The organism is Pseudomonas sp. LBUM1673 (genome assembly GCF_059695645.1).
On the sequence record NZ_CP166780.1, the window covers coordinates 3,545,603 to 3,564,140 of the forward strand.

An 18,538-nucleotide genomic window follows, 5' to 3' on the forward strand; every position below is an offset into this window, starting at 1 on the left:
ATGGACAAGCACAACACCAAGTGCACCCTATGTAGCAGCTGCCGAGCCTGCGAGGCTGCTGCTACATAGGGAAAGGTCATTGCTTTTTATGCTGCTCAACCCACTGCGCATACGCATCGATGAATTTCTGCAAGAACGGCTTGACCGATTCCGACAACTTACCCGCCTCGTCGAACGCTGAACCGGCGCCGCCCAGGTAGGCTTCCGGCTGCTGCATGCACGGCACATTGAGAAACACCATGGACTGGCGCACGTTATGGTTGGCTCCAAACCCACCGACGGCCCCCGGTGAAACGCTGATCACCGCACCCGGCTTGCCGTTCCAGGCGCTCTTGCCATAGGGGCGCGAACCCACGTCGATCGCATTCTTCAACGGCGCCGGCACCGAACGGTTGTATTCCGGGGTCACGAACAGCACTGCGTCGGATGAGCTCACTTGTTGCCGGAAAGTGCTGTAGGCTGCCGGTGGTGACTCACCATCGATGTCTTCGTTGTAGAGTGGCAAATCGCCGATCTCGACGATATTCAACTTCAAATTGGCAGGCGCCAGCTCGGCCAGCGCCAGCGCAACCTTGCGGTTGATCGACGCTTTTCTCAGGCTGCCGACCAAAACGGCAATCTCGTAGACGTTGCTCATGGAAGGTTCTCGACTGTCCGATGGGAAGAGCTTCTAGTTATAGATGATCAAATGACGATTCAACCAGCGGGCGACGGAAAATCGCCACCCCTGACTATTTTTTTCCTGTAGGAAAACTTACCTCGCCCAACCACGGTCTACAGAACCGCAAATTGAGTGATTTATCTCCAGAGGTTCTAAGCAGATGGCAGCAGTACTCGTCGGTCAGTTCCATGCAAGAGACGCGGAAGGCCGCGTTTATTCCGTGCATGAGTTCCAGGAATCCACCCCGTCGCACGACGGCCTCGCCGGCTCTGCGCCTGTCACCACCTATAAACTGGCCATTGGCGACCGGGTCAACAAACTCGACGACAACGAATTTGTACTGGTGCAATCGGGCGTCACCCTCACTCGCGAACCTGAAACGAACGTGGCCTCATAACCCGCTGTTATGAGCAGAAGTCATATGCGCGCACTTGAGTTAGGATTCAGTGACTGACTCCCTCACCTGCTGAACATGGACTTCACGCATGCGTTTACGTCATATCGAAGTGATCCAGGCGCTCCTGCAGACCGGTCACCTGGGCACCGCCGCCGAATGGCTGCAGCTGCCGGTGGCCGAGGTCGAACGCACGCTGCGTGACGCCGAGGATCAGTTGGGTTTCATGCTGTTTGCCAGCGTGCGTGGCCGCCTGCAAGCCACGCGCGAGGCGCGGGAGCTGCAGGTCGAAATCGCCCACGTCTACGAAGCCCTTGAACCGGTCCAGCGACTGGCCAGCAGCCTCAAGCAATATTTGGCCCCGCCCCTGCGAATCATCTGCACCCCGCCTTTGGCACAACAACTGTTGCCACACAGCATCGCGGCCCTGCGCCGACGCCTCCCCGACGCACCTTGCACCCTCCTGAGCCAGCCGACCCGCGAGATTGTCAGAAGCCTGCTGCTGCGTGAAAGCGATCTGGGCCTGAGCCTGCATGACCCGGACCACGCCGATATCCATTGCCAGGTCATCGCCCAGGGCAAGCTCCAGTTGCTGGCGCCCCATGGCTGGCTGCAACCGAAACAGAAGTACATCTCGCTGCAGGACCTGGCCGGCCAGTCGATGGTCGGCCTGGAAGGTCACGATCCGTTAAGCCCGGCTCTGGACAACAAGCTGCATGCGCTGCGCCCTGCCCCGGTCATCCAGACCCGGGTCCAGACTCATCAGATGATGCGCAGCATGGTCGAGGCCGGCGAAGGCCTGGCGATCGTCGACCCGTTTACCGCCCTCGGCGCCAAATCGGCCGGGCTCGATGCCTGCCCGCTGGCGCCTGCCGTGCCGATCAGCGTGTATGCCTTGAGCCTCAAGACCGCCGAGCCCTCTTCGGCCGTTCAGGCGCTGCTGGACATCATCACGGAACAAGCCGTGGCGATGCTGGCGAGCTGAGCGGGTTTTCCAGCGGGTTATCGAACAGTCGATACCAGAACAACGCTACTTCGGCGGTGTTCGGGTCGATCCCGCGATAGCGCAGATGATCGATCCCGCCGACCATATAGCCACAGCGTTCATAAAGCCGACAGGCCCCCAGGTTGTTGTTCTGGGTTTCCAGCATGATGCCCGGCAGTTTCTTCTTGCGACTCCAGAACTGCGCCACGTCCAGCAGCGCCTTGGCCACGCCATGACGGCGTGCCGGTGCATGCACCGCCAATTCATCGATATGGGCGAAGCCGTTCCAGTTGGTGCTGACTACCAGATGGCCCACCGGCTCGTCATCCAGATAGGCCATGAAAATCTCACTGTCGGCGGCATCGCGAAAACTGCTGAACTCCTCAGGATCGATGCCGTAGCACTTGCGATACGGGGTAATCGGCGTCACTGGCCACTGCGCCACCGGTTTACCGATTTCGGCGGCGCCGTAGGCGGCGACTTCAAAACTGAAATCACTGCCCCAGATATAAGCCGCAAAGCCCTCATCGGCGACACGCACCGAGAGGCCTGGGTATTTGGGATTCATGACTGGTTGCATACTCGGAAAGGTCCTCATTCCTTGATGCAATCGACGGTGTAGTGCCGTCCATTGCCCTCGTCTTCGTGTTGCAAGCCATGCACATCGGCGACAAACCCGGGGAAGCTGCTGTCGAACGTACGGGCAAACTTCAGGTAATCGATGATCGAACGAGTCGACTCGGTGAAACGCTCGCCGGGCATAATCAACGGAATCCCCGGCGGGTATGGCACCAGCATCACCGCCGCGATCCGCCCGTCCAGAGCATCGATCGAAACAGCCTCCACTTCCCCGCGCACCAATTGATCATAGGCGTCCGCCGGCTTCATGACGACTTCCGGCAGCACCGTGTACATGCGTTTGAGGTGTTTGGCCGTGGCATTGCTGCGATAACAGGCGTGCAATTGATCACACAGATCGCGCAGGCCCATGCCTTGATAACGGGCAATGTTCTGTTGCGCCACGCACGGCAGGCAGGTGGCCAGACTGACGTTGGCATCGTAACTGCGCTTGAACTCCAGCAACTCGGTCAGCAGCGTGCTCCATTTGCCCTTGGTGATGCCCATGGAGAACAGCACCAGAAACGAGTACAGCCCAGTCTTTTCCACGACCAGCCCACGCTCCCAGAGGAATTTGCTGACAACCGCCGCCGGAATCCCTCGCGCGCTCAGCGCTCCGCCCGCCGTCAAACCCGGCATCACCAATGTGACCTTGATCGGATCGAGCAGCACGTAGTCGTCGGTCACGCCGCCAAAGCCGTGCCAATCGGCGTTGGGCTGCAGCAGCCAATCTTCGGTGACCACTTGCTCGATACCCTCGGCCGAGGGCGGTTGCCAGATGGAAAACCACCAGTCATCGACGGCGATGTGCTGGCGCAGATTGGCCAGGGCCCGGCGAAAGCTCAGGGCCTCGTCGAACATCTCCTGCAACAGCGAACGACCGGCCGGCCCTTCCATCATCGCCGAGGCCACGTCCAGCGAAGCAATGATGCTGTACTGCGGCGAGGTCGAGATGTGCATCATGAACGCTTCGTTGAAACGATCACGATCCAGCTGCCGCGCACCACCGTCCTGAACGTGAATCATCGACGCCTGACTGAACGCCGCCAGCAGTTTGTGCGTGGAGTGCGTAGTGAACACCAACGGGCTGTCTTCGCTGCGGGAAGTGCCCATGCCATAGCGGCCGGCAAAGAACTCATGGAACGCCGCATAGGCATACCAGGCTTCGTCGAAATGCAGCACCTCGACGCTGTTGCCCAGGCTCTGCTTGATCAGCTCGGCGTTGTAACAGAGGCCGTCGTAAGTCGAGTTGGTCACCACCGCCAGCTTGACCTTGGGTTCACGGCCCTGGGTCAGCGGGCTGGCGTCGATCTTGGCCTGGATCGATTCGCGACTGAATTCACTCAACGGAATCGGGCCAATAATCCCCAACTCATTGCGCTCCGGGCACAGGTACAGCGGAATCGCGCCGGTCATGATGATTGAGTGCAGTACTGACTTGTGGCAGTTGCGATCCACCAGCACCAGATCATCGCGGGCCACCATGGAATGCCAGACGATTTTGTTAGCGGTCGAGGTGCCATTGATTACGAAAAAAGTGTGATCGGCGCCGAAATTGCGGGCCGCTCTCGCTTCTGCCTCGGCTAGCGGGCCCGTGTGATCGAGCAGCGAACCGAGCTCCGGTACCGACACCGACAAATCCGAACGCAGAGTGTTTTCCCCGAAAAACTGGTGAAACGCCTGCCCCACCGGGCTCTTGTGATAGGCCACGCCGCCACCATGGCCGGGGGTGTGCCAGGAATAATTGGAATCGGCGGTGTGCTGCACCAGCGCCTTGAAGAACGGCGGCAACAGACCGTCCAGATACTTGCGCGCCGCGCGGGCGACCTGACGCGCCAGGAATGGCACGGTGTCTTCGAACAAATAGAGAATGCCGCGCAGCTGATTGAGCTCGGCCATCGCATCGGCCGGGGCATTTTCCAGGGTCACCTGCTCGCCCAGGGCGAAGATCGGCAGGTCCGGTGCCCGAACCCGTGCCCGGCGGATCAGCTCGGCCATGTTCTGTAGAAGATGAGCATTGGTACTGGCGTCTTCGGCGGCAATCAACATGCAGGCGAGGCCGTGATGGGTCGAGGCGACCATGCGTCCCTCGGTGTAATCGACCGCCGAGACAATGCTGAAGCCCTCCTGCTCCAGCTCCCGGGCGATGCCACGCACACGATCACCGGCAACGGTGTCGGCCTTGATGTCACGGTGGACGATCAGGACCGGGAATTTCAAATCTTTATACATGAGGCTCGGTGTCCTGAGGCGGCAGACCGTGGCCTGCCAATAACCTCAGGGTAGAGGGTTGGAGCGCATGTGGCGAGCGGGATGCCCTGAAGTGGGTCGGCTGCAGCACCAATCTGAAGCCTCAAAGCCCGGATGAGGAATGAGTTTTTTGGAGGGGCAGTTTTTTTGTGGCGAGGGGGCTTGCCCCCGTTCGGCTGCGCAGCAGTCGTAAATCCTGCCAGTGCGGTGAGTCTGACGAAATGCCGGGGCCGCTTCGCGACCCAACGGGGGCAAGCCCCCTCGCCACAGGCAAGCTCCCTCGCCACAAAAGCTCTTCGCTCGAAGGGAGTCAGGCCTGAGCCTTGGCCTCGGCCAGTTGCTGCCACAGCGACGGGGCGCCGGCGGATTTGGCGATGGCTTCGAGGCGCGCGATGTGCTGGGCCAGATCCTCTTCACTGGCGCGGATGATTCGGGCCGGCAGACGATCGGCCGGCAGGCGACGGATTTCCGTGGCGGAGTTGTCCGCGCCTTCGCCGGAACCATTGCCATCGGACGCGTTACCGGCCAGCGACAAGCTGGTCTGGCCACCGGTCATGGTCAGGTAAACGTCGGCGAGAATCTCGGAGTCGAGCAAGGCGCCGTGCAGCTCACGGCCAGAGTTGTCAACGCCATAGCGTTTGCACAAGGCGTCGAGGCTGTTGCGCTGCCCCGGGTGACGTTCCCTGGCCATCATCAGGGTGTCGAGGATCGAGCAGTGTTGTGTGATGTCTGCGCGATCGTGCTGGCCCATCAGGGCAAATTCGTTGTTGATGAAGCCAACGTCGAACGCCGCGTTATGGATGATCAGCTGCGCGCCCTTGATGAATTCGAAAAACTCATCGGCCACTTCAGTGAAACGCGGTTTGCCCACCAGAAACTCGTTAGTGATGCCGTGGACGCCGATGGCGCCTTCGTCACTCTCGCGATCCGGTTGCAGGTAAACGTGGAAATGCCGGCCGGTCAGGCGCCGACCAATCAACTCGACACAACCGATTTCGATAATCCGGTGGCCGTCGGTCACCGGCATGCCGGTGGTTTCGGTATCGAGTACAACGGATCTGGTGGCCATCAGTGCTCAGCTCTCAACGGGTCAATCGTGCAAAAGCGGCGATGTTAACACGCTCGCGGAATCGAGCGCGCGCCGCCACGTGATCGGCGCTCATGCAGTTTTTAACAATCATTGGCAACGCTCATAAAGCCTGTTGGGGCGGGTTTGCCTGCGATGCGCCCTGCAAGGTACACCGCGTCGCGAAGAACGATGACACGGCGCACCGGTAGAACCGGACTCAAGCCTGCTTGTACCCACGCACTTCATCCACGCCACGGTTGGCCAGTTGGTCGGCCCGTTCGTTGCCATGATGACCAATGTGCCCGCGCACCCATTTCCAGGTGACGTTGTGACGGTTGACCTGCTCGTCGAGCAGCTTCCACAAATCGGCGTTTTTTACCGGTTCCTTCGCCGCGGTTTTCCAGCCGCGTTTCTTCCAGTTGGCCATCCACTCGTTGATGCCTTTCATCACGTACTGGGAGTCGGTCACCAGCAATACATCGCAGGAACGCTTGAGCTCTTCCAGGCCACGGATCGCGCCCATCAACTCCATGCGGTTGTTGGTGGTGTTGGCTTCGCCGCCCCAGAGTTCTTTTTCCACGCCCTTGCACACCAACAACGCCCCCCAGCCGCCGGGGCCAGGGTTGCCCTTGCAGGCGCCATCGGTGAAGAGTTCTACGCTATCGCTCATGCCAATCTATCCAGAAAGTGCGGTGGCTCGCCGATCAGTGACCGACGATGCCCGAGGCCGGGGCACACCCGGCCGGGAATATAAAAAAGTGTATTACGGTTCGAGGTGACGACGGTTGACCTTGGCCATCGGCAACGGAATCAGCTTGCCCATCGGTTCGCGCCGTTCCTGGCGCACCGGCCGCAGGCCTACCACAATCTTGCGCGCGACCAATAAATAGAAGCCGCCACCCGACAATTGCCAGTCACCGGCTTTACGCTCCCAACCGGCCAGACGAGACTGCCAGGCAGGCGATGCAAGCGGCGGACGATAGCACCCGAAGCGGCGTTTCTCCAGCGCGAAACCCAGCAAGTTCAGCCAGTCGGCGACCCGCGACGGCGAAATGCAGCGGGCCTTGCGCAAGGCGTCATGGGCGAACACATGACGCAAGCCCCAACTGCTCCAAGGGTTGATCCCGACAATCAGCAGATGCCCGCCAGGCCGCACACTGCTCGCCGCTTCGCGCAGCAAACCGTGGGGCGACAAGCAAAAATCCAGCCCGTGCTGCAACACCACCACATCGGCGGCATGCTCGCTCAAGGGCCAGGCCTGCTCTTCGCAGACAATCTCCACCCCCGGCAACGGCGCACCGAGCCGCACATTGCGCTGGACCTGCGGCGCAGACGGCGGCGTCTGCGCCGAGGGACCGTAATGCACCAAATAGCCGCCGAAGAAGCGCGCCAACTCGTCTTCGAGCATGCGTCGTTCTTCGTCCAGCAGAAATTGCCCGATGGGGCCGGACAGCCATTCACGGGCTGCGCTGATCAATGCCAGCCAGTCAGGATCAGCCTGAGCGAACGCTTTATCGGTCATTGCATTCTCCAACGCGCCAGGAAGCTCTAAGATGCGCCAATGTTTTCCGCTTGGCGAATCCGACGATGATACAGATCAGTGCCCTGCCCGCCTTCACCGACAACTACATCTGGTTATTACAAGACCACAGCACCCAGCGCTGCGCCGTGGTCGATCCGGGCGATGCAGCGCCAGTACAAACCTGGCTCGCGGCGCACCCGGGTTGGGTATTAAGCGATATTCTGATCACTCATCACCATCATGACCATGTCGGCGGCGTCGAGCGACTGAAAAAAGCGACAGACGCGACAGTCTATGGCCCGGCCAGCGAAACCATCCCGGCGCGGGACGTGGCCCTCAAGGACAATGACCGTATCAGCGTGCTGGACTGGGACTTCGAGGTCATTCATGTCCCGGGCCATACCCTTGGGCACATCGCCTTTTATCACCACGGCCATTTGTTTTGCGGCGACACTCTGTTCGCCGCCGGTTGCGGACGGTTATTCGAAGGCACGCCCGAGCAAATGCATCATTCGCTGAGCCGCCTCGCAGCGCTGCCCGAAGACACGCTGGTCTACTGCACCCACGAATACACCCTGAGCAACCTGAAGTTTGCTGCAGCGGTCGAACCGGGTAACCCCGATACCCTCGAACGACTGGCCAAAGTCACCCGGCAACGGGAAGCCGGAATCATGACGCTGCCCTCTACGCTGGCACTTGAGAAGCTCACCAATCCGTTTTTGCGTACTGGTGAAACATCCGTTAAAGAAAAAGTGGACGAACGGAATGGAACTGAAAACCGGGCGTCAAGCGCGGTCTTTGCGGCCCTTCGGGCTTGGAAAGATAAGTTCTAAGTAGACGGGCGGTTGGTACAAAAATTCTGAATGGTTGACCGCAGGGGGTACGCTTTCTAGAATCGCCCGACATTTTTGCCCGGAACTTACTTCCAGCCAATGTCGTCATCTACTCGTAAAGCCATCAATTCAGACGCATTGACCCGCTTGGCTCAAGCCATCGCGGTGGCTGTGTCCGCCACTCTGGCGGGCTGTTCCAGCCATGTGCCGCAGACCGAAGCGACACACACTCCGAATATCGCCGCGCGAGCCAAGCAAAAACCGATCTGGCTCAGCGAAAAACCAACACCGCAAATACCACAGGACGTCTGGGAGCGCATGCGCCAGGGCTTCCAGCTGCAGGACAACCTGGGCGTCAACCCGCGCATCGAGCAACAGCGCCTGTGGTTCGCCAGTAACCCGTCCTTCCTCGAAAACGCCGGCGAACGCGGCAGCCTCTACATTCACTACATCGTCGAACGCCTTGAAGAACGCAACATGCCGCTGGAACTGGCGCTGTTGCCGGTGATTGAAAGCGCCTACAACCCGATGGCCTATTCCCGGGCCGACGCGGTGGGTCTTTGGCAATTCATTCCTTCCACGGGGCGTTACTTCAACCTGCGTCAGACCCGTTTCTATGATGGCCGTCGCGATATCACCGCTTCGACCACTGCGGCCATGGATTACCTGACCCGCCTGCACGACATGTTCAACGGCGACTGGCTGCTGGCCCTGGCGGCCTATAACGCTGGTGAAGGCACGGTCAGCCGGGCCATCGAGCGCAACGAGCGACTCGGCTTGCCGACCGATTACTGGAACTTGCCGCTACCGGCGGAAACCCAGGCCTATGTGCCAAAGCTGCTGGCCCTGTCGCAAGTGGTATTGGCCCCCGAAGCCTATGGCGTGAACCTCAATCCGATCGCTAACGAACCGTACTTTCAGGTCGTCGAAATCAATCAGCGCATGGACCTGTCCAAGGTTGCTGCGGTGGCCAACATCGACGAAGACGAACTGTTCCAGCTCAACCCGGCCTTCAAGCAGCGCACTACCATCGACGGCCCCCAGCATCTGCTGGTGCCGACGTCCAAGGCGCAGCTGCTGACCGCCAGCCTGTCGACCATGCGCCCTGAGGAGCTGATCAGCCAGCGATCGCTCAAACCGGTATTCGAAGGTACAGACGACCGCGAAATCGCCAGCCTCAAGCGCGCCTACCGGGTCAAACGCGGCGACAATCTGGGCACCATTGCCAAGGCCAACAAGGTCGACGTCAAAGACCTGCAACGCTGGAACAAGCTAAACGGCAAGAACCTCAAGGTCGGCCAGACCTTGGTGATGCAGGACACCACCAAGCGCAGTTCCGGGCGCGTCAACACCGTGGTCGCGGCGAACAGCAAGGCGAACGGCAAGGTCACCAACAAGACGCAACAGACCCAGTACAAGGTCAAGCAAGGCGATTCGCTGTACATGGTCGCCAAGCGCTTCAACGTTGAAATGCAGCACCTCAAGCGCTGGAACCCCCGGGTTGGCCAGGCGCTGAAGCCAGGGCAGATGCTGACGGTTGCTTCGCCGCGTTAAGCTGGTTCAGGCAATAGGGCTTTTTTGTGGCGAGGGAGCTTGCTCCCGTTCGGCTGCGCAGCAGTCGTAAATCCCGCTGATGCGGTGGATCGGCAATAAATGCCGGGGCCGCTTCGCGCCCCAACGGGGGCAAGCCCCCTCGCCACAGGTTCTGCGATCCGCCGGACTTTCACCTGCACAATTAACAGCGCATTAACCCCCCGTCTTTTTCCTGTCGATACAAGCTGTTACTGTACGAACCACAAAGCCCAAGCCGCCTGGATCGGATCTCTGACTTGAAGCGTCCCCTCCTCCTGCTCCTGATCAGCCTGGCCTTGAGCACCTGCGCAAGCGCGACGATCAGCGAAAGCCACGGTTATGCGCAGTTCGGCACGCTCAAGTACCCGGCCAGATTTACCCACTTCGACTGGGTCAACCCGCAAGCGCCCAAGGGCGGTACGTTGCGGGTGATGGCGTTTGGCACTTTCGATACGCTCAACCCTTACACCTTCAAAGGCTCGAGCCCGGTTTCCACCGCCAACTTCCTGCAATACGGCATCAACGAACTCAACGAACCGCTGATGGTCGGCACCGGCCAGTACGCGCCGTCCGGCGATGAGCCGACTTCCAGTTATGGCCTGATCGCCCAATCGGTGGAATACAGCGAGGACCGCAGCTGGGTGGTGTTCAACCTGCGCCCCGAAGCGCGTTTCCACGATGGCACGCCGATCACCGCTTACGACGTGGCGTTCTCTTACCGTTTGCTGCTCAAGGAAGGTCATCCGCAATACCGCACCAACCTTCAGGAAGTGTCGCGGGTCGACATCCTCAACCCGCAGCGCATCCGTTTCGTCTTCAAGCGCGCCGGCAATCCCTTGCTGATCCTGCGCCTGGGCGAGTTGCCGGTGCTGCCCCAGCATTACTGGGAAGGTCGCGATTTCAAGGCCACCACCTTCGAACCGCCATTGGGCAGCGGGCCATATCGCATCACTTCGGTAACGCCCGGGCGACAGATCGTCTTCGAACGGGTCAAGGATTACTGGGGCAAGGACCTGCCGGTCAATCGCGGCAAGTACAACGTCGATCGCATGGAAGTCGAGTTCTACCGTGACAGCGATGTGGCTTTCGAAGCGTTCAAGGCCGGTGAGTTCGACATTTACATCGAACACCAGGCGAAGAACTGGGCCAACGGTTACAACTTCCCGGCCGTGCGCCGTGGCGATGTGATCAAGGCGCAAATCCCGCACCAGATCCCGACCCAGAGCCAGGGCCTGTTCATGAACACCCGGCGGTCAACTTTCGCCGAGGCCAAGGTCCGCGAAGCGCTGGGGCTGATGTTCGACTTCGAGTGGACCAACCGCACGCTGTTCAGCGGCGCTTACAAGCGCGCCATGAGTTATTACCCCAACAGCGAGTTCTCCGCCACCGGGCTACCGGTCGGTCACGAATGGCTGTTGCTCAAGCCCTACCGCGATCAGTTGCCCCCCAAGCTGCTCACCGAGCCGTTCAGCCTGCCGCAAACCGAAGGTCGCGGCATTCCAAGGGAAACCATGCGCAAGGCTCTGAGCCTGCTCGCTGAGGCCGGCTGGAAGCTCAACAATCAGCGGCTGCAGAACACCATCGGCCAACCGTTTCGCTTCGAGATCCTGCTGGTCAACCCGAACCTGGAACGCATCCTTCAGCCCTACGTCGAGAACCTCGCCAGCATCGGCATCGACGCACGGCTGCGCACGGTCGATCGCGCCCAGTACAAACAGCGCCTCGATCAGTTCGATTTCGACATGATCCTGATGACCCTCAACCAGACCCTCAGCCCGGGCCTGGAGCAATGGCAGTACTTCCACTCCAGCCAGGTCGGGGTCAAGGGCAGCAAGAACTACGCGGGTATCGCCAACCCGATGGTCGACCACTTACTCGAACAACTGCTCGCCGCCCAGACCCGCGATGAACAAGTCGCCGCCGGCAAGGCGCTGGACCGGGTGCTGCTGTGGCAGCACTACATCATTCCCAACTGGTACCTCAATTATCACCGCCTGGCCTACCGCAACCGGTTCGCTTTCGTCACTACGCCGCCCTACACCCTGGGCCTGAGCGCGTGGTGGCTGAAATCTTCGGAGAAAGATCAATGAAACCCGTACGCGCCCTGCTCTTGCAGGCCAGCGGTCTGTTGTTCGCCGGGCTGGCCTGCGCCGCCCCGCAGCATGCCTTGACCCTGTACAACGAGACGCCGAAATACCCGGCCGATTTCAAACACTTCGATTACGTGAACCCCGACGCGCCCAAGGGCGGAATCTTCCGCCAGGCCGGGTTCGGTGGCTTCGACAGCCTCAACCCGTTCATCAGCAAAGGTGTGCCGGCCGACGACATCGGCATGATCTACGACACCCTGGCCAAACAGGGTCTGGATGAACCGTTCACCGAATACGGCCTGATCGCCGGCAAGATCGAAAAAGCCCCGGACAACAGTTGGGTGCGCTTCTACCTGCGTCCCGAAGCACGCTTCCACGATGGCCACCCGGTGCGTGCCGAAGACGTGGTGTTCAGCTTCCAGACCTTGACCAAGGACGGCGCCCCGCTCTACCGCGGTTATTACAGCGACGTGGAAGAAGTGGTCGCCGAAGACCCGCTCAAAGTGCTGTTCAAGTTCAAACACAACAACAATCGCGAACTGCCGCTGATTCTCGGGCAACTGCCGGTATTGCCCAAACATTGGTGGGCCACCCGCGACTTCAACAAGGGCAACCTGGAACTGCCGCTGGGCAGCGGCCCGTACAAAGTCAGCGAAGTGAAGGCCGGCCGTTCGGTACGCTATGAGCGGGTCAAGGATTACTGGGGCAAAGACCTGCCGGTCAATCGCGGCTTCTACAATTTCGACGTGATGACCACTGACTATTACCGCGACAACACCGTCGCGCTGGAAGCGCTCAAGGCCGGGCAGTTCGACTACTGGCTGGAGATGGCTGCGAAAAACTGGGCCAACGCCTACAACATCCCGGCGGTGACCGAGGGTCGGTTGATCAAGGAACAGATCCCCAACGGCAACCCTACCGGCATGCAGGGTTTTGTATTCAACCTGCGCCGCCCGGTGTTTCAGGATGTGCGTGTGCGTCAGGCACTGACCTTGTTGCTGGACTTCGAATGGACCAACAAGCAACTGTTCAACGGTGCTTACGCGCGCACCCGCAGTTACTTCGAAAACTCGGAAATGGCCGCCACTGGCCTGCCGGACGCCGATCAACTGGCGATCCTCGACCCGTTCCGCGGCAAGATTCCCGAGCAAGTCTTCAGCGAAGCGTTCCAGAACCCGCTGACCGACGCCAGCGGCATGATCCGCACCCAACAGCGCAAGGCCTATCAACTGCTGCAAGAGGCCGGCTGGCGGATCGTCGACGACAAGATGGTCGACGCCACCGGCAAACCGGTGACCATCGAGTTCCTGCTGGCCCAGACTGAGTTCGAACGGGTGCTGCTGCCGTTCAAGCGCAACCTCAGCGACCTGGGTATCGACCTGGTGATCCGCCGCGTCGACGTCTCGCAATACGTGAATCGCGTGCGCTCCCGGGATTTCGACATGATCGTCGGCAGCTTCCCGCAATCCAACTCGCCCGGTAACGAACAACGTGAGTTCTGGATGACCGCCGCGGCTGACAAACCCGGCAGCCGCAACTCCATGGGCCTGAAAGACCCGGTGGTGGACCAACTGGTCGAGCAGCTGATCAATGCCGATTCGCGCAAAAGCCTGGTGGCCCACGCCCGAGTGCTGGACCGGGTACTGCAATGGGGCTATTACGTGATCCCCAACTGGCACATCAAGACCTGGCGCGTGGCGTACTGGAACCACATCGGCCACCCGAAGGTTTCGCCCAAATATGACATCGGCATCAATACCTGGTGGGTCAAGCCCGACGCGACATTGCCGATAGAAGTCGAAACCAAACTGCAAGCCGACCCTGCGGGCACGGAGTAATCAGATGCTGGCGTATATTTTTCGGCGACTGCTGCTGATCATTCCGACCCTGCTCGGCATTCTGCTGATCAACTTCGTGATCATCCAGGCGGCCCCCGGTGGGCCGGTGGAACAGATGATCGCCAAGCTCGAAGGCTTCGAAGGCGCCACCAGCCGCATTGCCGGCGGCGGTGCCGAAGTGTCGGTGGCAGGCTCGGCCTATCGCGGCGCCCAAGGCCTGGACCCGGCGCTGGTCAAGGAAATCGAGCACATGTACGGCTTCGACAAATCGGCGCCGGAACGCTTGTGGATCATGATCAAGAACTACGCCACCCTGGATTTCGGCGACAGCTTCTTCCGCGACGCCAAGGTCATCGACCTGATCAAGGAAAAGATGCCGGTGTCGATCTCCCTGGGGCTGTGGAGCACGCTGATCATGTACCTGGTGTCGATCCCCCTGGGCATCGCCAAGGCGACGCGACACGGCAGCCACTTCGACGTCTGGACCAGTTCGGCGATCATCGTCGGCTATGCGATCCCGGCGTTCCTGTTCGCCATCCTGCTGATTGTGGTGTTCGCCGGCGGCAGCTATTTCGACTGGTTCCCGCTAAGGGGCCTGACCTCGAACAACTTCAATGAGCTCAGCACCAGCGGCAAGATCCTCGATTATTTCTGGCACCTGGCACTGCCGGTGACCGCACTGGTGATCGGCAACTTCGCGACCATGACGCTGCTGACCAAGAACAGCTTCCTCGATGAAATCAACAAGCAGTACGTGGTCACCGCCAAGGCCAAAGGCCTGACCCGTCACCGCGTGCTGTACGGCCATGTGTTTCGCAACGCCATGCTGTTGGTGATTGCCGGTTTCCCTTCGGCGTTCATCGGGATCTTTTTCACCGGCTCATTGCTGGTGGAAGTGATTTTCTCCCTCGACGGCCTCGGGCTGATGAGTTTTGAAGCAGCGATCAACCGCGACTACCCGGTGGTCTTCGGCACGCTGTTCATCTTCACGCTGCTGGGGTTGGTGGTGAAGTTGATCGGCGACCTCACTTACACCTTTGTCGATCCGCGCATCGACTTCGAAAGCCGGGAGCATTGAGATGAACCTGTCCCCTCTCAATCGCCGACGCTTCGAACTGTTCAAGGCCAACAAGCGTGGCTGGTGGTCATTGTGGTTGTTTCTGGTGCTGTTCGGCGCAAGCCTCGGCGCCGAGTTGATCGCCAACGACAAACCGTTGGTGGTGCACTACGACAACGCCTGGTACTTCCCGGCCCTCAAACGCTACCCGGAAACCGCATTCGGTGGCGAATTCCCGCTGGAAGCCAACTACAAGAGCCCGTATATCCGCGAACTGCTCAAGGCCAAGGATGCCTGGGTGGTGTGGGCACCGATTCCCTACAGCTACCAAAGCATCAACTACGACCTGAAAGTCCCGGCCCCCGCGCCGCCGTCCGCGGACAATCTGCTGGGCACCGACGATCAGGGCCGCGATGTGTTGGCCCGGGTGATTTACGGCTTCCGGATTTCGGTGCTGTTTGCTTTGACGCTGACCATCCTCAGCTCGATCATTGGTGTAATCGCCGGGGCCTTGCAGGGTTTTTATGGTGGCTGGGTCGATCTGGCCGGGCAGCGCGTTCTGGAGATCTGGTCCGGTCTGCCGGTGCTGTACCTGCTGATCATCCTCGCCAGCTTCGTGCAGCCGAACTTCTGGTGGCTGCTGGGGATCATGCTGCTGTTCTCGTGGATGAGTCTGGTGGATGTGGTGCGCGCCGAGTTTCTGCGCGGCCGTAACCTGGAATACGTGCGCGCAGCCCGGGCGCTGGGCATGCGCAATGGTGCGATCATGTTCCGCCACATTCTGCCCAACGCCATGGTCTCGACCATGACCTTCATGCCGTTCATCCTGACCGGCGCCATCGGCACCCTGACCGCCCTGGACTTCCTCGGCTTCGGCCTGCCGCCGGGCGCGCCGTCCCTGGGGGAACTGGTGGCCCAGGGCAAATCCAACCTGCAAGCGCCTTGGCTCGGCATGAGTGCGTTTGCGGTGCTGGCGCTGATGTTGAGCCTGCTGGTATTCATCGGCGAGTCCGCTCGCGATGCCTTCGACCCGAGGAAGTGAAATGAATCAGGAAAATCTGATCGAAGTGCGCGACCTTGCCGTCGAATTTGTCGTCGGCGACCGCGTTCAGCGGGTGGTCGAGGGTGTGAGCTTCGACATCAAGCGCGGCGAAACCCTGGCCCTGGTCGGCGAAAGCGGCTCCGGCAAATCAGTGACCGCCCACTCGATCCTGCGACTGCTGCCCTACCCGCTCGCCCGGCATCCGTCCGGCACCATCGAGTATTCCGGACGGGACCTGTTAAGCCTGAAAGAGAAAACCATCCGCCACATCCGCGGCAACCGGATCGCGATGATCTTCCAGGAGCCGATGACCTCGCTCAATCCACTGCATTCGATCGAGAAACAGATCAACGAAGTGCTGGGCATCCACAAAGGCCTGAGCGGCAAAGTCGCGACCAAACGCACGCTGGAACTGCTGGAAATGGTCGGCATTCCCGAGCCCGAGAAGCGTCTCAAGGCCCTACCCCACGAATTGTCCGGCGGCCAGCGCCAGCGGGTGATGATCGCCATGGCCTTGGCCAACGAGCCGGAACTGCTGATCGCCGACGAACCGACCACCGCGCTGGACGTGACCGTTCAGCTGAAAATCCTAGAATTGCTCAAGGACTTGCAGGCCCGTTTGGGTATGGCGTTGTTACTGATCAGTCACGATTTGAACCTTGTACGAAGAATTGCGCATCGCGTATGTGTCATGCAGCGCGGTTGCATCGTCGAACAGGCATCGTGCGAAGAGTTGTTCCGCGCGCCGCAGCATCCGTACACGCGGGAACTGCTGGCGGCGGAGCCCAGCGGGACACCCGCAACCAATGTAATCGGCCCGCCGCTGTTGCAAGTCGAGGACCTGAAAGTCTGGTTCCCGATCAAGAAAGGCTTTTTCAAAAGCACGGTGGATTACATCAAGGCGGTGGACGGCATCAATTTCAGCCTGCCACAGGGCCAGACCCTGGGGATTGTGGGAGAAAGCGGTTCCGGCAAGTCGACGCTCGGCCTGGCGATTTTGCGGTTGATCGGCAGCAAAGGCACCATCCGTTTTGAAGGCAAGCAGCTAGACTGCCTGACGCAGCAACAGGTTCGTCCGCTACGGCGAGAAATGCAGGTGGTGTTCCAGGACCCCTTCGGCAGCCTGAGCCCGCGGATGTGCGTGAGCCAGATCGTCGGCGAAGGCTTGCGGATCCACAAGATGGGCACCGAGGCAGAACAGGAACAAGCGATCATTGCGGCACTCAAGGAAGTAGGTCTGGACCCGGAAACCCGGCACCGCTACCCCCACGAATTTTCCGGTGGGCAACGGCAGAGAATCGCCATTGCCCGGGCATTGGTGCTAAAACCGGCGTTGATTCTTCTGGACGAGCCGACGTCGGCCCTCGACCGGACAGTGCAACGCCAAGTGGTGGAGCTGCTGCGTTCACTGCAAACCAAGTACAACCTGACGTATCTGTTCATCAGCCATGACCTGGCTGTCGTCAAAGCGCTGAGCCACCAGCTGATGGTGGTCAAGCATGGCCAAGTGGTCGAACAGGGAGACGCGCAAAGTATCTTTGCCGCCCCCCGACATCCGTATACACAGCAGTTGCTGGAAGCCGCTTTTCTGGCGCCAGCCACTGCGCAATAAACCTGAAAGAGAGGAGCAACACATGGGTTTTCTCGCCGGTAAGCGCGTACTGATCGTCGGTGTCGCCAGCAAGCTGTCCATCGCATCCGGCATCGCTGCTGCCATGCATCGCGAGGGCGCTGAGCTTGCCTTCACTTATCAGAACGACAAACTCAAGGGTCGTGTCGAAGAGTTCGCACAAGGCTGGGGCTCGAGCCCTGAGCTGTGCTTTCCATGCGACGTGGCCAGCGATGAAGAAATCGCCAAGGTCTTCGAAGAGTTGAGCAAAAAGTGGGACGGCCTGGACTGCATCGTGCACTCCGTCGGCTTCGCCCCGGGCGACCAACTGGACGGCGACTTCACCGAAGCCACCACCCGTGAAGGTTTCCGCATCGCTCACGACATCAGCGCCTACAGCTTCGTGGCCCTGGCCAAGGCGGGTCGCGAAATGATGAAAGGCCGCAATGGCAGCCTGCTGACCCTGTCGTACCTGGGCGCCGAGCGCACCATGCCGAACTACAACGTGATGGGCATGGCCAAGGCTTCGCTGGAAGCTGGCGTGCGTTACCTGGCCGGTTCCCTGGGCCCGGATGGCACCCGCGTCAACTGTGTATCGGCTGGCCCGATCCGCACCCTCGCCGCTTCCGGCATCAAGAACTTCCGCAAAATGCTGGCTGCCAACGAAGCGCAAACCCCGCTGCGTCGTAACGTCACCATCGAAGAAGTCGGCAACGCCGGCGCCTTCCTGTGCTCGGACCTGGCGTCCGGCATCAGCGGCGAAATCATGTACGTAGACGGCGGCTTCAACACCACCGCCATGGGCAACATCGAAGAGTGATCTTCGGTCAGCCATGAAGAAACCCGCCGATTGGCGGGTTTTTTTATGCCTGCAATCTTGCAGCGCACTCGATCAACTGTGGGAGCGGGCTTGCCCGCGATTGTGGAGTGTCAGGCAACATCAATGTTGGATGTGATGACCTCATCGCGGGCAAGCCCACTCCCACAGTAGTCCGCGC

16 protein-coding genes are annotated in these 18,538 nt (G+C 60.2%); 10 read left to right on the top strand and 6 right to left on the bottom strand.

What is annotated here, in order from left to right:
- Window positions 1-76 precede the first annotated feature (76 nt).
- Window positions 77-637 carry an NADPH-dependent FMN reductase gene (locus tag ACA044_RS16280; protein ID WP_497442331.1) on the bottom strand — a complete coding sequence of 187 codons (561 nt, stop codon included), beginning with the start codon at window positions 635-637 and terminating at the stop codon, window positions 77-79.
- Window positions 638-821: 184 nt separating this feature from the next.
- On the opposite strand from ACA044_RS16280, the gene ACA044_RS16285 reads away from it, so the two are divergent.
- Window positions 822-1,058 (top strand): hypothetical protein, encoded by a 237-nt coding sequence (locus ACA044_RS16285; RefSeq protein ID WP_497442332.1) that lies wholly within the window; start codon window positions 822-824, stop codon window positions 1,056-1,058.
- 88 nt (window positions 1,059-1,146) lie between these two features.
- Window positions 1,147-2,040, top strand: a complete 894-nt coding sequence (locus ACA044_RS16290; RefSeq protein ID WP_497442333.1) for a LysR family transcriptional regulator — start codon at window positions 1,147-1,149, stop codon at window positions 2,038-2,040.
- On the opposite strand, the gene ACA044_RS16295 is transcribed toward ACA044_RS16290, so the two are convergent.
- The 5 genes from ACA044_RS16295 to ACA044_RS16315 form a co-directional block, all read right to left on the bottom strand.
- On the bottom strand, window positions 2,006-2,620 hold the full coding sequence (locus ACA044_RS16295) for a GNAT family N-acetyltransferase (protein ID WP_497442334.1): 615 nt from the start codon (window positions 2,618-2,620) through the stop codon (window positions 2,006-2,008). The genes ACA044_RS16290 and ACA044_RS16295 overlap by 35 nt on opposite strands.
- A gap of 14 nt (window positions 2,621-2,634) precedes the next feature.
- Window positions 2,635-4,890: an Orn/Lys/Arg family decarboxylase gene (locus ACA044_RS16300; protein ID WP_497442335.1), complete on the bottom strand. Its 2,256-nt coding sequence runs from the start codon at window positions 4,888-4,890 to the stop codon at window positions 2,635-2,637.
- A gap of 328 nt (window positions 4,891-5,218) precedes the next feature.
- Window positions 5,219-5,977, bottom strand: coding sequence for a DNA polymerase III subunit epsilon (gene dnaQ / locus ACA044_RS16305; protein WP_497442336.1), 759 nt, complete (start codon window positions 5,975-5,977; stop codon window positions 5,219-5,221).
- Window positions 5,978-6,194: 217 nt separating this feature from the next.
- Window positions 6,195-6,647 (bottom strand): ribonuclease HI, encoded by a 453-nt coding sequence (gene rnhA / locus ACA044_RS16310; RefSeq protein WP_003180633.1) that lies wholly within the window; start codon window positions 6,645-6,647, stop codon window positions 6,195-6,197.
- Between the two features lie 93 nt (window positions 6,648-6,740).
- Window positions 6,741-7,499: a methyltransferase domain-containing protein gene (locus tag ACA044_RS16315; RefSeq protein ID WP_497442337.1), complete on the bottom strand. Its 759-nt coding sequence runs from the start codon at window positions 7,497-7,499 to the stop codon at window positions 6,741-6,743.
- Between the two features lie 65 nt (window positions 7,500-7,564).
- On the opposite strand from ACA044_RS16315, the gene gloB reads away from it, so the two are divergent.
- The 8 genes from gloB (at window position 7,565) to fabI (ending at window position 18,360) form a co-directional block, all read left to right on the top strand.
- The gene (gloB, locus tag ACA044_RS16320) at window positions 7,565-8,332 is read left to right on the top strand and encodes a hydroxyacylglutathione hydrolase (protein WP_497447238.1); all 768 of its coding nucleotides are present in this window, start codon (window positions 7,565-7,567) and stop codon (window positions 8,330-8,332) included.
- A 99-nt stretch (window positions 8,333-8,431) separates the two neighbouring features.
- The gene (locus tag ACA044_RS16325; protein ID WP_497442338.1) at window positions 8,432-9,886 is read left to right on the top strand and encodes a transglycosylase SLT domain-containing protein; all 1,455 of its coding nucleotides are present in this window, start codon (window positions 8,432-8,434) and stop codon (window positions 9,884-9,886) included.
- 293 nt (window positions 9,887-10,179) lie between these two features.
- Window positions 10,180-11,994: an extracellular solute-binding protein gene (locus ACA044_RS16330; RefSeq protein WP_497447239.1), complete on the top strand. Its 1,815-nt coding sequence runs from the start codon at window positions 10,180-10,182 to the stop codon at window positions 11,992-11,994.
- Window positions 11,991-13,832, top strand: coding sequence for an extracellular solute-binding protein (locus ACA044_RS16335; protein ID WP_497442339.1), 1,842 nt, complete (start codon window positions 11,991-11,993; stop codon window positions 13,830-13,832). Before ACA044_RS16330 ends, ACA044_RS16335 begins: the two co-directional genes overlap by 4 nt.
- A 4-nt stretch (window positions 13,833-13,836) precedes the next feature.
- Window positions 13,837-14,910, top strand: coding sequence for a microcin C ABC transporter permease YejB (locus ACA044_RS16340; RefSeq protein WP_497442340.1), 1,074 nt, complete (start codon window positions 13,837-13,839; stop codon window positions 14,908-14,910).
- A gap of 1 nt (window position 14,911) precedes the next feature.
- On the top strand, window positions 14,912-15,931 hold the full coding sequence (locus ACA044_RS16345) for an ABC transporter permease (RefSeq protein ID WP_497442341.1): 1,020 nt from the start codon (window positions 14,912-14,914) through the stop codon (window positions 15,929-15,931).
- Between the two features lies 1 nt (window position 15,932).
- Window positions 15,933-17,543 carry an ABC transporter ATP-binding protein gene (locus ACA044_RS16350; RefSeq protein WP_497442342.1) on the top strand — a complete coding sequence of 537 codons (1,611 nt, stop codon included), beginning with the start codon at window positions 15,933-15,935 and terminating at the stop codon, window positions 17,541-17,543.
- Between the two features lie 22 nt (window positions 17,544-17,565).
- Window positions 17,566-18,360: an enoyl-ACP reductase FabI gene (gene fabI / locus ACA044_RS16355; protein WP_003202751.1), complete on the top strand. Its 795-nt coding sequence runs from the start codon at window positions 17,566-17,568 to the stop codon at window positions 18,358-18,360.
- The last annotated feature ends 178 nt before the right edge of the window (window positions 18,361-18,538 follow it).

Bases quoted from the DNA above. Each gene is read 5' to 3' on its own strand.
- ACA044_RS16280 (WP_497442331.1), bottom strand. From the start codon at position 637: ATGAGCAACGTCTACGAGATTGCCGTTTTGGTCGGCAGCCTGAGAAAA.
- ACA044_RS16285 (WP_497442332.1), top strand. From the start codon at position 822: ATGGCAGCAGTACTCGTCGGTCAGTTCCATGCAAGAGACGCGGAAGGC.
- ACA044_RS16290 (WP_497442333.1), top strand. From the start codon at position 1,147: ATGCGTTTACGTCATATCGAAGTGATCCAGGCGCTCCTGCAGACCGGT.
- ACA044_RS16295 (WP_497442334.1), bottom strand. From the start codon at position 2,620: ATGCAACCAGTCATGAATCCCAAATACCCAGGCCTCTCGGTGCGTGTC.
- ACA044_RS16300 (WP_497442335.1), bottom strand. From the start codon at position 4,890: ATGTATAAAGATTTGAAATTCCCGGTCCTGATCGTCCACCGTGACATC.
- dnaQ (WP_497442336.1), bottom strand. From the start codon at position 5,977: ATGGCCACCAGATCCGTTGTACTCGATACCGAAACCACCGGCATGCCG.
- rnhA (WP_003180633.1), bottom strand. From the start codon at position 6,647: ATGAGCGATAGCGTAGAACTCTTCACCGATGGCGCCTGCAAGGGCAAC.
- ACA044_RS16315 (WP_497442337.1), bottom strand. From the start codon at position 7,499: ATGACCGATAAAGCGTTCGCTCAGGCTGATCCTGACTGGCTGGCATTG.
- gloB (WP_497447238.1), top strand. From the start codon at position 7,565: ATGATACAGATCAGTGCCCTGCCCGCCTTCACCGACAACTACATCTGG.
- ACA044_RS16325 (WP_497442338.1), top strand. From the start codon at position 8,432: ATGTCGTCATCTACTCGTAAAGCCATCAATTCAGACGCATTGACCCGC.
- ACA044_RS16335 (WP_497442339.1), top strand. From the start codon at position 11,991: ATGAAACCCGTACGCGCCCTGCTCTTGCAGGCCAGCGGTCTGTTGTTC.
- ACA044_RS16340 (WP_497442340.1), top strand. From the start codon at position 13,837: ATGCTGGCGTATATTTTTCGGCGACTGCTGCTGATCATTCCGACCCTG.
- ACA044_RS16345 (WP_497442341.1), top strand. From the start codon at position 14,912: ATGAACCTGTCCCCTCTCAATCGCCGACGCTTCGAACTGTTCAAGGCC.
- ACA044_RS16350 (WP_497442342.1), top strand. From the start codon at position 15,933: ATGAATCAGGAAAATCTGATCGAAGTGCGCGACCTTGCCGTCGAATTT.
- fabI (WP_003202751.1), top strand. From the start codon at position 17,566: ATGGGTTTTCTCGCCGGTAAGCGCGTACTGATCGTCGGTGTCGCCAGC.